Annotated in this window: 11 protein-coding genes; 9 read left to right on the forward strand and 2 right to left on the reverse strand. The window is 65.3% G+C overall.

Annotation, left to right across the window (positions count from 1 at the left end):
- Positions 1-51 precede the first annotated feature (51 nt).
- The 3 genes from BLQ01_RS00315 to gdhA all read left to right on the forward strand — a co-directional run bounded on the left by BLQ01_RS00315 (position 52) and on the right by gdhA (position 3,478).
- Entirely contained in the window at positions 52-1,278 is a 1,227-nt protein-coding gene (locus BLQ01_RS00315) for an acetoin utilization protein AcuC (protein WP_026541349.1), read from the forward strand.
- Between the two features lie 79 nt (positions 1,279-1,357).
- The gene (locus tag BLQ01_RS00320) at positions 1,358-1,933 is read left to right on the forward strand and encodes an ArsR/SmtB family transcription factor (protein ID WP_091550306.1); all 576 of its coding nucleotides are present in this window, start codon (positions 1,358-1,360) and stop codon (positions 1,931-1,933) included.
- A gap of 207 nt (positions 1,934-2,140) precedes the next feature.
- Positions 2,141-3,478 (forward strand): NADP-specific glutamate dehydrogenase, encoded by a 1,338-nt coding sequence (gdhA, locus tag BLQ01_RS00325; RefSeq protein WP_091549691.1) that lies wholly within the window; start codon positions 2,141-2,143, stop codon positions 3,476-3,478.
- A gap of 81 nt (positions 3,479-3,559) precedes the next feature.
- Here gdhA and BLQ01_RS00330 read toward each other — a convergent pair whose 3' ends face one another.
- Positions 3,560-4,903, reverse strand: a complete 1,344-nt coding sequence (locus BLQ01_RS00330; protein ID WP_091549692.1) for an alpha-hydroxy acid oxidase — start codon at positions 4,901-4,903, stop codon at positions 3,560-3,562.
- Positions 4,904-4,994: 91 nt separating this feature from the next.
- Between BLQ01_RS00330 and BLQ01_RS00335 the strand changes: the two genes are divergently transcribed.
- Positions 4,995-5,723 carry a FadR/GntR family transcriptional regulator gene (locus tag BLQ01_RS00335; protein ID WP_091549693.1) on the forward strand — a complete coding sequence of 243 codons (729 nt, stop codon included), beginning with the start codon at positions 4,995-4,997 and terminating at the stop codon, positions 5,721-5,723.
- Positions 5,724-5,761: 38 nt separating this feature from the next.
- Here BLQ01_RS00335 and BLQ01_RS00340 read toward each other — a convergent pair whose 3' ends face one another.
- Complete coding sequence (locus tag BLQ01_RS00340) at positions 5,762-6,790, reverse strand: LacI family DNA-binding transcriptional regulator (RefSeq protein WP_026541345.1); 1,029 nt, start codon at positions 6,788-6,790, stop codon at positions 5,762-5,764.
- A 180-nt stretch (positions 6,791-6,970) separates the two neighbouring features.
- On the opposite strand from BLQ01_RS00340, the gene BLQ01_RS00345 reads away from it, so the two are divergent.
- The 5 genes from BLQ01_RS00345 to BLQ01_RS00365 are packed head-to-tail and all read left to right on the forward strand — an operon-like array spanning position 6,971 to position 13,037.
- A complete protein-coding gene (locus BLQ01_RS00345) occupies positions 6,971-8,392 on the forward strand; it encodes a Gfo/Idh/MocA family protein (protein WP_026541344.1) in 1,422 nt (473 codons plus the stop codon).
- Between the two features lie 29 nt (positions 8,393-8,421).
- Positions 8,422-9,507, forward strand: coding sequence for an NAD-dependent epimerase/dehydratase family protein (locus BLQ01_RS00350; RefSeq protein WP_091549694.1), 1,086 nt, complete (start codon positions 8,422-8,424; stop codon positions 9,505-9,507).
- Positions 9,504-10,409, forward strand: a complete 906-nt coding sequence (locus tag BLQ01_RS00355) for a 5-dehydro-4-deoxyglucarate dehydratase (protein ID WP_091549695.1) — start codon at positions 9,504-9,506, stop codon at positions 10,407-10,409. The genes BLQ01_RS00350 and BLQ01_RS00355 overlap by 4 nt, the downstream gene beginning before the upstream one ends.
- Entirely contained in the window at positions 10,409-11,605 is a 1,197-nt protein-coding gene (locus BLQ01_RS00360; RefSeq protein ID WP_091549696.1) for a mandelate racemase/muconate lactonizing enzyme family protein, read from the forward strand. Before BLQ01_RS00355 ends, BLQ01_RS00360 begins: the two co-directional genes overlap by 1 nt.
- Positions 11,586-13,037: an aldehyde dehydrogenase (NADP(+)) gene (locus tag BLQ01_RS00365; RefSeq protein WP_091549697.1), complete on the forward strand. Its 1,452-nt coding sequence runs from the start codon at positions 11,586-11,588 to the stop codon at positions 13,035-13,037. The genes BLQ01_RS00360 and BLQ01_RS00365 overlap by 20 nt, the downstream gene beginning before the upstream one ends.
- Positions 13,038-13,120: the final 83 nt, after the last annotated feature.

A 13,120-nucleotide genomic window follows, 5' to 3' on the forward strand; every position in this document is an offset into this window, starting at 1 on the left:
CGCGGCGTAACCGGGCGTGGGGGCCCTCCAGCCTCAGGTAGCCTGTTCTGGATGAACTCCAGGCTTGGGACTACGGCTTCCAGCATTACCCGCTCCGCACTGCCAACGACGGTGGTGTGGGACCCAGCCATGACTGCCTACAATTTCGGCCCCGGCCACCCCATGGCTCCCCAGCGACTGGAACTGACAGCACGGTTGGCCGAATCCCTGGGCTTGTTTGACCATGAGCATGTGGCGGTTGAGGCACCCGAGGTAGCAACCGACGTCGAACTTCTAACGGTGCACAGCGCCGGCTACGTGGAGGCCGTCCGGCGCGTCAGCGAGGACCCGTCCACCCCGGAGGAAAGCCGCGGCCTGGGGACGGAGGATGACCCCGCGTTCGCCGGAATGCACGAGGCCAGTGCCAGGCTTGCCGGCGGTTCACTGCTGGCCGCTGAGAGCATCCTCTCGGGCAAGGCGGTCCGGGCGGTGAACTTCAGTGGCGGGATGCACCATGCCGCACGCGAGCGGGCCAGCGGCTTTTGCGTCTACAACGACGTCGCGCTGGCAATCCAAAGACTGCTCGACGGCGGGGTGCAGCGGATCGTCAGCATCGACGTCGATGCCCATCACGGCGACGGGACGCAGAGTATCTTCTGGAACGATCCCCGTGTCCTGACCATCAGCCTGCACGAAACGGGCCTGACCCTCTTCCCGGGGACCGGCTTTGCCAATGAAACCGGCGGGCCGGACGCTCCAGGGACTGCGGTCAACGTCGCGCTTCCCACTTTTACGGGTGATGCCGCCTGGTTGCGGGCCTTCCATGCAGTGGTTCCGCAGCTTGTGGGTGCCTTCCAGCCGGAGGTCATCGTCAGCCAGCACGGGTGCGACTCCCACCGCGACGACCCCCTGACGCACCTCACCCTCAGCGTCGACGGTCAGCGTGAGGCTGCCTCCGCCGTCGCGAGCCTGGCGGCCCGTTACTGCGGGAACCGATGGATTGCCACTGGCGGCGGCGGTTATGACGTCACCGGTGTTGTGCCGCGTGCGTGGAGCCACCTGATCGGGATGGTGACACAGCGCCCGGTGCCACTCAGTGCGCCCGTGCCTGAAGCGTGGCGGACGTATGTGCGGGAAACCTATGGCGTGTGGGCTCCGGAGTCCATGGGCGATGACGTGGACGTGTGGTGGCGCTCCTGGGAAGTGGGCTATGACCCCGCCGATGAGGTGGACCGGACAGTCATTGCCACGCGCAAGGAAATCTTCCCGCTCTACGGGCTGGACCCTTGGTTCGACTGACGGAGGCCACGCTCCAAAGCCCCTGCATCACAAAGAAACAGGGATGCCAATCGGCGTATATGTCGCTAGGGTGGGAGGCATGGTGACTGACGACGTATTTGCCGTCATAGCTGAGGCAACCAGGCGCGACATCCTGGTTTCCCTCCGCTCTGGGGATAAAGCAGTAGGCGAACTGGTGGAAGAACTGGCTGCGAGCCAACCCACTATCTCCAAGCATCTGAAGGTGCTCCGCGAGGCTGATCTTGTCAGCATGCGCGCGCAAGGCCAGAAGCGCTTCTATGCGCTCAATCCCAAGCCGCTTGCCGGCGTCGCGAGCTGGCTTGAAACGTTCGACGTCGGCGGCCCGGCTCCCGCCGCCGTCTTACCTGCCGCTGTGGCGCCTGCCGTCCCCGCGTCTCCGGCCCCTGCGGAAATTCCCGCAGTCAGTACACCTCCAGTTGAAACTGCTGCACCGGTCCCGAACCGTGCCGACGCCATCAGCCAGGCCGTCAAGGTCCACGCGCGTGAAACGCCTGTTTCGGTTGACCCTGCCTCCGACGACACCGTTCCCCAGCAGATTGGCCGTACTGTTGGCCGCGCTGCCACTAAGGCTGCTGACCTCCTGGCCAACCTTCCGAACCTGCCCAACCTGCCAAAGTTTGGCCGTAAGCGGTAGCGCGCAACGACTTAACGTGATCCTCATCACATTGTGAGTTTTTGTTTGCCTTCCGCTTCCTTGTGTTTTCAACGATTTTCTACAGTTGTGTTAACTCAGCTTTGAGGGTCACATTGTCTCCGGATGGAGATCCTATGTCCCTCGGTGCAACCATGGGCGGGACTAATCGTCTCGCCGCGGGTCGGCGCACTGAGGATAGGAACACGCATGGATTCAAGGCTCGAAGCTGTCCGCGACACCGTGTTGGCGCGGAACCCGGGGGAGAAGGAATTCCACCAGGCCGTCACTGAGGTCTTCGAAAGCCTTGGCCCCGTGCATGACCGCCACCCCGAATTCCTCGAAGGTGCCGTCCTGGAACGCCTGTGCGAACCCGAACGCCAGATCATCTTCCGCGTCCCGTGGACCGACGACGCCGGCCGCGTCCACGTAAACCGCGGCTTCCGCGTGGAGTTCAACTCCGCCCTGGGCCCCTACAAGGGCGGGCTCCGGTTCCACCCCTCGGTATACCTGGGGATCGTGAAGTTCCTTGGCTTCGAGCAGATCTTCAAGAACGCGCTCACCGGCATGCCCATTGGCGGCGGCAAGGGTGGCTCGGACTTCGATCCGCGCGGGCGTTCCGACGCCGAAATCATGCGTTTCTGCCAGTCCTTCATGACCGAGCTCTACCGCCACATCGGTGAGTACACCGACGTCCCTGCCGGCGACATTGGCGTGGGTGGACGCGAAATCGGTTACCTCTTTGGCCAGTACAAGCGCATTACCAACCGCTACGAGTCCGGCGTCCTCACGGGCAAGGGAATTTCCTGGGGCGGCTCCCTGGTCCGCCCCGAGGCTACCGGCTACGGCACGGTGATCTTCGCCCAGGAGATGCTGAAGACGCGGGGCCAGTCCTTTGACGGCCAGCGGGTGGTGGTTTCCGGTTCGGGCAACGTTGCCATCCATGCCATCGCCAAGGCGCAGTCCCTGGGCGCCACCGTGGTGGCCTGTTCAGATTCGGCCGGTTACATCGTGGACGAGGCGGGGATCGACGTCGGGCTTCTGAGCCAGATCAAGGAAATGGAGCGCGGACGCCTCACCGAGTACGCCGCGCGCCGTTCCGGGGCCAACCATGTTGCCGGTGGTTCCGTATGGGACGTGACCGGCACGGTGGCCTTGCCGTGCGCCACGCAGAACGAGCTCGACGGCGATGCTGCCGCCAAGCTGGTCAGCAACGGCCTGATTGCGGTGGCGGAGGGTGCGAACATGCCCTCCACCCGTGCCGCGGTATCGGTGTTCCAGGAAGCCGGGATCCTGTTTGGACCGGGCAAGGCCGCCAACGCCGGGGGTGTTGCAACGTCTGCGCTGGAAATGCAGCAGAATGCCAGCCGCGATTCGTGGTCCTTCGAGCACACCGAACAGCGCCTCACCGAGATCATGGTGGGCATCCACGATCGCTGTGCCGAAACAGCCGACGCCTACGGTGCGCCCGGAAACTACGTGGTGGGTGCCAACATCGGAGGCTTCGTCAAGGTTGCCGACGCCATGCTGGCCCAGGGCCTGATCTAACCCTTTACCCAAACAACGCAACAGCCCCTGTTCGCAATGGACGTCCGTTGCGAACAGGGGCTGTTGCCTGCATGGGTGCTTTTAGCGCTGGAGCAACCGCACGTGGTCCGGGTTCAGGTCCTCCACCTTGCTGACGCCCAACAGCGCCATGGTGCGGGTCATGTCCTTCTCGAGGATCTGGATGGTGCGGTCCACGCCTTCGCGTCCGCCCGCCATCAGGCCATAAAGGTAAGCGCGGCCGATCAGGGCGAAGTCCGCACCCAGTGCCAGGGCTGCCACGATGTCCGCGCCGCTCATGATGCCCGTGTCCAGGATGACCGCGGCCTCGCTGTTGTCCGCCTTCAGTGCTGTGGTGACTTCCGGCAGCAGGTGGAACGGGATGGGTGCACGGTCCAGTTGGCGTCCGCCGTGGTTGGACAGGATGATTCCATCAGCACCGTGGTCAACAACGCGCCGGGCGTCTTCCACGGTCTGGATGCCCTTGACCACCAGCTTGCCCTTCCAGGTTTCGCGGAGCCAGTCCAGGTCCTCGTAGGTCAGCGTGGGATCGAACATGGAGTTGATGAGGTCGGCCACGGTGCCGGTGTAGCGCGAGAGCGAGGCGAACGTCAGGGGCTCGTGGGTGAGGAAGTTGAACCACCAGGCCGGGCGGTACGAGGCGTCCAGGACTGTCTTGACGGTCAGTGCCGGCGGGATGGTCATGCCATTGCGGACGTCGCGGAGGCGGGCGCCCGCAACAGCGGTGTCCACGGTGACCATGAGGGTGTCGTTGCCGGCTTTGGCGGCACGTTCGATCAGTTCCAGGGAGCGGTCGCGGTCCGTCCACAGGTACAGCTGGAACCAGTTCCGGCCGTTCGGGGCGGCGGTGGCCACGTCCTCGATGGAGGCGGTGCCCATGGTGGAGAGGGTATAGGGGATTCCGGCAGCTTCGGCGGCCTGCGAGCCTGCATATTCGCCCTCGGACTGCATCATGCGCGTGAATCCCGTAGGTGCGATGCCGAAGGGCAGGCGGGATTCCTTGCCCAGGATTTCCGTGCGGAGGTCAATCCTTGAAACATCGCGAAGGATGCCCGGCCGGAATTCGATGTCCTGGAACGCCTGGCGTGCTCGGCGCAGGGTGATCTCTTCTTCGGCGGCACCGTCGGTGTAGTCGAACGGTGCCTGCGGGGTGCGGCGCTTGGCGATGTCCCGCAATTCCCAAATGGTGCTGGCGCGCTTGAGCCGGGCGGTCTTGCTGAATTCGGGCTTCTTGAACTGCATCAGCGGCGCGAGGTCCGAGACCTTGGGGATGCGCCGCTTCAATGCCGGAGGCACCAAGGATGGGTGCACGACGGCGGGCGCCGGCTGCTGCTGCCGGGTCACGTTCTGATCGCTCCCGGCATTGGCGGGCTCGGCGGTGATCTTGGGATCGAGGGTGTCGGTCATGCGGTTCTCCCTTGAATTCTGTGGTCCTGCCACTGTGGTCTAACCACACTGTAATCCATGTGGTTGGACCACATCAACTAGTATTTCGTTTATGCGTACCCACGAGTTGGTCCTGCAATGGATCGAGAAGCAGTTGTCCGACGGTGACCTTGCCCTCGGTGGCAGGCTGCCGGGCGAACGCACCATGGCCGAGCAGTTGAAGGTTTCCCGGACGTCGGTGCGCGAGGCCGTCAGGATCCTGGAGGCAATGGGAGTGGTCCGCGCGGGGGTGGGTTCGGGCAAGGATGCCGGGACGGTGGTCATCGCCGAGCCGGGCTCCGCACTGGGCTCCACCCTGAGGTTGCACGTGGCAACGCGGCACCTTCCCGTGGCGGACATCGTGGAGACCCGCGTCCTGCTGGAATCCTGGGCGGCCGAACGCGCCCACGTGGGTGTGCCGGAGCTGGAGGAGGCCGCGGAGCTCCTGGACCAGATGGACTCTGCGCAGGACATTGACTCGTTCCTGGCCCTCGATGCCCGCTTCCATGTGGCCCTGGCGCAGGCGGCCGGCAACACCGTGGTGAGCGCCATGATGGCCTCGCTCCGGGGTGCGATCGAGAATTACGCGGGCGAGCTGACGGGAAACCTTCCGGATTGGAACGCGACCTCAGGCAGGCTGCGGGCCGAGCACCGCGCCATCCTCACCGCCGTCAACAACCACGACGGCGCCAAAGCAGCTGAGCTTGTTGCCGCCCACATCCAGGGCTTCTACAAAGAGGCCGGCGTGGGCGCAAACCCTGCCCCGAACCAGGGCAACGCGGGGTCACTCAAGGCCCCGTAGAACCGCCTAAAGGGGCCATAAGTGACCCCGCGTTGCATCTAGGCGGGCTTGAGGGCCGGCGCCGCGGTGCTCTTGCGGATCTCCACCCTGGGCGAGAACTCGTCCTGCGCCTGGGTAGTGGCTTCGCCGGCCTGCTGGATCTGCTCCCGCATCCTCCGCCAGGCAAGGCTGCCGAGCTCGTTGATGGGCACGGCCGCGGTGGTCAACGGGGGCGTGGTGTATTTGGCGAACGGAATATCGTCAAACCCCGTCACGGAAATGTCCTCCGGGACGCGGATGCCGCGCTCGTGAAGGCCGCTGAGCAGGCCCATTGCCACGAGGTCGTTGAAGGCCAGGATTCCGGTGGCGCCACTGGCAATGATGGCCTCGGTGGATTCGTGGCCTGAATCGAAGTTGGAACCGCCATGGAGCATCTGCAAATCGATCTCCGGGTGCTTGGCGCGGAACTGGTCCAGGCCCACCAGGCGTTGGCGGTTGGAGGCGCTGTGCTCGGGACCGGAGAGGAAAACCAGCCGGCGGTGTCCCAGTGAGACCAGGTGCTGCGCCAGTTCCTGGATACCCTGCCCGTAGTCCACGCTCAGGCTCGGAGTGTTGGTGGCGATGGTGGTCCGGTTGATGAGTACCAGAGGGTGCAGGGTGGGGGCCAGTTCCTCGAGTTCGGCGTCCGCCATGCGGGGTGCGCACAGGACCACGCCATCGCAGCGGCGGCGGGCTTCCCCAGCAAGGATGGCTTCCTCGCTGGTGACTTCGGAGGAGTCCGCAATGAGGACGCGGTATCCGTCCTGGGCTGCAGCGATGCTGAGACCGCGGAGGATGGCCTGGAACGTGGGGTTGGCCAGGTCCGGGACAACTATGCCGATGGTGTCGGTCTTGCCCAGGGCAAGGCTGCGCCCCACAGGGTTGGGCTGGTACTTCAATTCAGCGGCGGCTGCCCGGACCCGCGCTGCGATCCCGGGGTCCACTGCGGCGTTACCGTTCATGACGCGGGAGACGGTGGCGTGCGAAACGCCGGCCTTCTCCGCGACGTCAGCTATCCCGACGCGCCTGTTGGTGTTCCTGCGTGCCATGTGGCCCCTTCCCATTGGTCGTCTCCCGTATGCGCCGTCGTTGGTGCAGTGGTTGACGTGACCACCAGAGTCTTGATACAAAGCTTATAACGCTCTGAGAAAACGCTTTCTCATGATTCTTCCCACACGAAGCCGGGCCGTCAAGCGGTTCACTCCTGCCTTTTGAAAGGGGCATCCCACATGGTCACCGTCGACTCAGCCGAGACCCAGACAGAATCAGCAGCATCGGCAACACCCACAGCCCAGCCCGAAGGCGGCAAGCGGACCCGTATTGCCCTCATTGGAACCGGTGGCCGCTCCGAGATGTACATCCGGGCCATCTACGGCCAGCACGCTGACGTAGCCGAACTCATTGCGCTCTCCGACGTCAACCAAGGCCGGGTGGACTTCTACCAGGAGCTCATCCGCGAACTTGGCGGAACGGAACCTGTGGCATCCTTCGAGCCCGGCCAGCTCACCAGCTTCATCCAGTCCAACGGCATCGAGCGCGTCATCGTCACGACGCCCGACTACACCCACGCCGACTACATCGTCGAAGCGCTCGAGGCCGGTGCCGACGTCGTGGTTGAAAAGCCGCTGACCATTGACGTGGATGGCTGCCGCCGCATCACCGAGGCCGTGGCGAAGACCGGCCGCAACGTGGTGGTGACTTTCAACTACCGGTACTCGCCCCGCAACACGGCGCTGAAGGAAGTCATCCAGAACGGCGTGATCGGCAAGGTCACCTCCATCGACTTCAGCTGGGTCCTGGACACCGTGCACGGCGCCGACTACTTCCGCCGCTGGCACCGCGAAAAGAAGAACTCCGGCGGCCTGCTCATCCACAAGGCTTCCCACCACTTCGACCTGGTCAACTGGTGGATCAACGATGTTCCGGAGCGCGTTTTCGCCTCCGGTGGCCTGCGCTTCTACGGCGACAAGAACGCTGCCGAGCGTGGCCTGGGTGCCCGCCCCGAGCGCGGCACGGTTGATGGACTGGGGCACGATCCCTTCCGCCTGGACATGCGCGACGACGAGCGCCTGAAGGCCCTGTACTACGACAACGAAAAGTTCGACGGCTACATCCGCGACCAGGACGTCTTCACCGAGGGCATCACCATCGAGGACAACCTGGCCCTCGTGGTGGACTACCAGGGCGGACCCACCCTGAGCTACTCGCTCAATGCGCACAGTCCGTGGGAGGGCTACCGCGTGACTGTCAACGGCACCGAAGGCCGCGCCGAGCTCGAAGTGGTGGAACGCGCCGCCGTCGAGTCTTCCACCGACAAGAAGACCGTGGTTGACCCCAGCGCCACGCCCATCGAGGAAGATGACGCCGTGCGCCGGAACGGCGAGCGCCTGGTGGTCCAGCGGCACTGGGAAGCAGCCTACGAAGTCCCGATCGTCAACGGCGAGGGCGGCCACGGCGGCGGCGACAACCTCCTGCTCTCGGACCTCTTCAACGGCCCCGGCATCGATCCGCTGGGCCGTCCGTCCGGCTACATCGACGGACTCCGTTCCGTCTCGGTGGGAATTGCCGGCAACCAGTCCCTGGATACCGACCTCCCGGTCCGGATCAGCGAACTTGGCCTCGGCGTCGATCTCAGCCGCAGCCAGGCCTGACCCGTTCACTACCAAGCAAGGAACACACCATGAGCAGGATTTTTGTCACCGGAGGTTCCGGTCGGCTGGGGCGCAGCGTTGTTGCCGGGCTGGCGGACGCCGGCCACAAGGTGATCTCGGTGGACCGGGATGCCATCCCCGCCGAGCAATTGCCCGCCGGAGCCGAACAGCACACCGCTGATCTCCTGGCACCCGGGGAAGCAGAGCGGCTCATCCGGGAAACAGCGCCCGACGCCGTCATTCACCTCGCTGCTATTGCCGTACCTTTCAGCGCACCCGAGGATGTCATTTTCAGCACGAACACCCGGCTCGCCTATGCGGTGGTCAGTGCGGCCACCGACGCGGGTGTGCCGAAAATCGTGACGGCGTCCAGCCCCACCGCCCTGGGCTATGGCTCACCGGCAGGGTGGCTGCCGCCGTCGTTCCCCTTGGATGAGCAGACGCCGCCCAAGCCGTGGAACGCGTACGCCTTGTCCAAACTGATTGCCGAGCAGACAGTGCAGATGTTCGCCGCAGCCCAGGGCGACAGGATCCGGTATGCGGCCTTCCGCCCGTGCTACGTCCTTTCCCCGGAGGAGTGGGAAGGGGCCCTGACGCAGCAAGGCCACACCATCCGGGAACGCCTGGATGATCCCGCGTTGTCCGCGCCGGCTCTGTTCAACTATGTAGACGCCCGGGATGTGGCTGACTTCCTGGATGTGCTGCTGGAGAAGATGGACAGCATTCCCAACGGCCAGGTCTTCTTCGTGGGCGCCAAGGATGCCTTGGCTACCGCGCCGCTCTCGGAATTGTTCCCCCGCTTCCTGCCGGGCAGCGGACCCCTCACGGAGCACCTCACCGGGACCAGCCCGGCGTTCTCCATCGACAAAGCCCGTGAGCTCCTCGGTTGGGAACCGAAGCGGTCCTGGCGCACCGAACTGGCCCCGCCCTATGAAGGGGCCGACACAGCGGCAAGCGAACAAGCCGCACTGAACGGCGCAGCACAGAATGCCGCACTGAACGGCGCAGCGCCGAACGGCGCAACACTAAATCAGTCAGCACTGAATCACGCAGCACTCAACGACGAGAATCCCTCCGGCCTGGTCCCGGCGGGAGCAACCAAGGAGACACCATGAACTTCGACGGCGTACTGTTCTTCCCCGTCACTCCCTTCGCCGAGGACGGCAGCGTCGATGTGGCCCTGTTGAAGGAACACATCACCTCCCGGCTGCCTTTTGGCCCCGGCGGCGTTTTCCCTGCATGCGGCACAGGCGAATTCCATGCGCTCTCACTTGAGGAGATCCGCACCGTGGTGACTGCCGCCGTCGAGGCTGTTGCAGGGGCCGTGCCGGTGGTCTCCGGTGCCGGCGGACCGCTGGGTCACGCCATTGCCGCCGCGAAGGTGGCTGAGGAAGCCGGCGCGGACGCCCTCCTGGTGCTTCCGCCGTACTTGGTGACCGGCCCCACCGATGGTGTGGTGGCTTATGTGGAGGCCATCGCCGCCGCGAGCAGCCTGCCGGTGATCGTGTACCACCGCGGCACGGCAAAGTTCACTGCCGAAGCCATCACCCGCCTCACCGCTAACCCGAAGGTTGTTGGCTTCAAGGACGGAATCGGCGACGTCGGACTGGCCCAGGAAATCGTCTCGGCGATCAACGCCAGCGGCCGCACCGATTTCGCGCTCTTCAATGGCCTGTTGACGGCCGAGCTGACCCAGGGCGCCTACCGTGGCCTGGGGATCCCGCTCTACTCCTCGGCAGCGTTCGCCATGGCCCCCGAGATCGCCAAAGCCTACTACGACGCCTACATCTCCGGCGATGAAGAGCGCCGCCATGCGCTGCTTGAAGGGTTCTATGCGCCCTTGGTCCGGCTGCGTGACCAGACTCCGGGCTTCGGCGTTTCACTGATCAAGGCGGGCCTTCGCCTTGCCGGGCTCCCGGTTGGCCCGGTACGGCCGCCCCTGGTGGACCCCTCCGAGGAACAACTGCTGGAGCTCAAGTCCATCCTGGCCAAGGGCCACGAGCTGGCCGGCAGCTGATGCCGGCCCGCATCACGGGCCTCACCACCCGGCTGATCACGGTCCCGCTGCTGCGCAGCTGGGGTGCCGAGGCGCCCGAAAACCATGTGGTCGTCACCGAACTGACCACCGACGACGGCGGCACCGGCCACGGTTTCTCGTGGACACCCACCATTGGTCCGCAAGCGGTCAAAGCGCTCCTGGATTACGATATTGCCCCGTTCATCCTTGGCCTCGAAGCCAACCCTGACATGGTGTGGGACCAGTTGTGGAAACGGCTCCATGAAGCCGGCGGGGGAGGCCTGACCACCATTGCGATGGCCGGCGTGGACCTGGCCTTGTGGGACCTGAAAGCGCGGCAGGCCGGCACCTCGGTCGCAGGGCTGCTGGGCCAGCGCCGGGAATCGGTGGAGGTTTACGGCTCCGGCGTGAACCTGCATTACACCCTGGAGGAGCTCGTGGAGCAGGCGCAGCGATGGGTTGCTGCCGGGCATAACGCCGTGAAGATCAAGGTGGGCAAGCCCGAACTCCGGGAAGACGCCGAACGCGTTGCAGCTGTCCGGCAGGTCATCGGCCCAGACCGTTTGCTCATGATCGACGCCAACCAGCGGTGGGACCTTGCCCATACGTTCCGTGCCTTGGATATCTTGGGGGAGTACGGACTCGAATGGCTGGAAGAACCCCTCCGCGCAGATGACCTCTGGGCCTACCGGCGTCTGCGCAAGCAGTCCCCGGTCCCCATCGCCTTGGGGGAGAACGTCCACACCATCTACCGTTTCCGCGACTTCATCGAAGCCGAAGCTGTGGACATCATCCAACCCAATATCGTGCGGGTGGGCGGCATAACCCCGTTCCGCAGGATCGCTGAATTGGCCCGTGCCAACAGCATCCGGGTGGCGCCGCACCTGCTTCCGGAACTCTCCGGGCAGCTGGCCCTCACCCTTGCCGATGCCGTGAGCGTGGAGGACGTGGAAGATGCGTCCTTCGGGCAGCTCGGAATCCTGGCCGGACCTTCGCCGGTGAAAATCAGCAACAGCACCGGCAGGAGCCTGCTCACCAGCACAGACCGTCCGGGGCTCGGCTTCGAGTTCGGAAAGCCGGCACAACTGCCCGCCAGCGACAGCGCCGTAGCCGAGAGCGCCGTCCCCGCCAGCGCCGTTACCACCAGCGCCGTTACCGACAGTAAAGGAAACCGCATTGAGTACAGCAACTCTTGACCTGACAGCCATCACCGCAGCAGCCACGGAAGCAGCCAAGGTGACCGCAGCAGCATCCGATGCCGACCGCGCCGCCTGGCTGACCGCCGTCGCCGATGCCTTGGACGCAAACGTCACCGAACTGGTGGCCATTGCCGATTCCGAAACCAGCCTGGGCACCGTCCGGCTCACGGGTGAGGTGGCGAGGACCAGCGGCCAGCTCCGCCTGTTCGCCAACGTCATCACCGAAGGCTCCTACCTTGAAGCCGTCATTGACCACGCTGATCCGACGTCCACCCCGCCCAAGCCGGATCTGCGCCGCATCCTTCGTCCCATCGGCCCGGTGGCGGTGTTCTCGGCGTCGAACTTCCCGTTCGCCTTCTCCGTGGCCGGTGGCGACACCGCCTCCGCGCTGGCCGTGGGTTGCCCGGTGATCGTCAAGGCGCACTCCGGCCACATCCGGCTCTCTGAGCGCACCGCCGAGGTTGTCACCGAAGCCCTTGCCAAGGCAGGGGCCCCGGAAGGGATCTTCGCCCTGGTCAGTGGCCGCGAGGCAGGCACGGCACTGGTTCAGGACCCGGCCATCAAGGCGGTCGGCTTCACCGGCTCCATCCCCGGTGGCCGTGCCCTGTTCGACCTCGCAGCCTCGCGACCCGAGCCCATCCCGTTCTACGGGGAACTGGGCAGCCTGAACCCCGTGGTCATCACCGCGGACGCGCTTGCGGAACGTGGACAGCAGCTTGCCGCGGGCCTGGCCGGTTCCTTCACCATGGGCGCCGGGCAGTTCTGCACCAAACCCGGGCTGGTCTTCATCCCGGCAGGCACGGACTTCGCATCCAACCTGGCCGAGGCCAGCAAGGACAAGCCCACCGCGGCCATGCTCACCGAGCGCATCGCCGAGGCCTACCCGGACGGGCTGCGGAACGTCGCGGACCAGCCGGGTGTCGCCGTCGTCAGCGGTATGGTGCAGCAGGACAGCCTGGCCGACGGCGCCGCGCCCGTGGTCTTCTCCACCAGTGCCGCGAACGTCCTGGAGCGTCCGGAAGAGTTGTTGGAGGAGTGCTTCGGCCCCACCACGCTGCTGATCGAGTACGCCAACCAGGAAGAACTGTCCGCTGCCCTGGCCAAGGTCCCGGGCAGCCTCACTGGCACCGTGCACGCACAGCCGGGCGAGGACGTATCCGCCCTTGTGGAGCAGCTCAGCGGGCTCGCCGGACGCGTCCTGTTCGACGGTTGGCCCACCGGGGTTGCCGTGAACTGGGCCCAGCAGCATGGTGGCCCGTACCCGGCCACGACGTCCCTGTTCACCTCCGTAGGCGCTACCGCGGTCCGCCGTTTCCAGCGCCCGGTGGCCTACCAGGACGCCCCCGAGTCCGTCCTGCACCCGGCGTTGCACGATGCCAACCCGCTGGGCATCCCCCGGCGCGTGGACGGCGTGCTGACCCTCAGCTAACCCACCCCAACGGGGCCCAATTGATTACGACCTACTTGGGTCGGGGGAGACAAAAAGGGGCGGGGTCACCATCACGGTGACCC

Origin of the sequence: Arthrobacter sp. UNCCL28, from assembly GCF_900102805.1 — a bacterium.
Classification (GTDB): Bacteria; Actinomycetota; Actinomycetes; order Actinomycetales; family Micrococcaceae; genus Arthrobacter; species Arthrobacter nicotinovorans_A.

Excerpts from the sequence above, each read along its gene's own strand:
- BLQ01_RS00315 (WP_026541349.1), top strand. The coding sequence starts at position 52 with ATGAACTCCAGGCTTGGGACTACGGCTTCCAGCATTACCCGCTCCGCA.
- BLQ01_RS00320 (WP_091550306.1), top strand. The coding sequence starts at position 1,358 with ATGGTGACTGACGACGTATTTGCCGTCATAGCTGAGGCAACCAGGCGC.
- gdhA (WP_091549691.1), top strand. The coding sequence starts at position 2,141 with ATGGATTCAAGGCTCGAAGCTGTCCGCGACACCGTGTTGGCGCGGAAC.
- BLQ01_RS00330 (WP_091549692.1), bottom strand. The coding sequence starts at position 4,903 with ATGACCGACACCCTCGATCCCAAGATCACCGCCGAGCCCGCCAATGCC.
- BLQ01_RS00335 (WP_091549693.1), top strand. The coding sequence starts at position 4,995 with ATGCGTACCCACGAGTTGGTCCTGCAATGGATCGAGAAGCAGTTGTCC.
- BLQ01_RS00340 (WP_026541345.1), bottom strand. The coding sequence starts at position 6,790 with ATGGCACGCAGGAACACCAACAGGCGCGTCGGGATAGCTGACGTCGCG.
- BLQ01_RS00345 (WP_026541344.1), top strand. The coding sequence starts at position 6,971 with ATGGTCACCGTCGACTCAGCCGAGACCCAGACAGAATCAGCAGCATCG.
- BLQ01_RS00350 (WP_091549694.1), top strand. The coding sequence starts at position 8,422 with ATGAGCAGGATTTTTGTCACCGGAGGTTCCGGTCGGCTGGGGCGCAGC.
- BLQ01_RS00355 (WP_091549695.1), top strand. The coding sequence starts at position 9,504 with ATGAACTTCGACGGCGTACTGTTCTTCCCCGTCACTCCCTTCGCCGAG.
- BLQ01_RS00360 (WP_091549696.1), top strand. The coding sequence starts at position 10,409 with ATGCCGGCCCGCATCACGGGCCTCACCACCCGGCTGATCACGGTCCCG.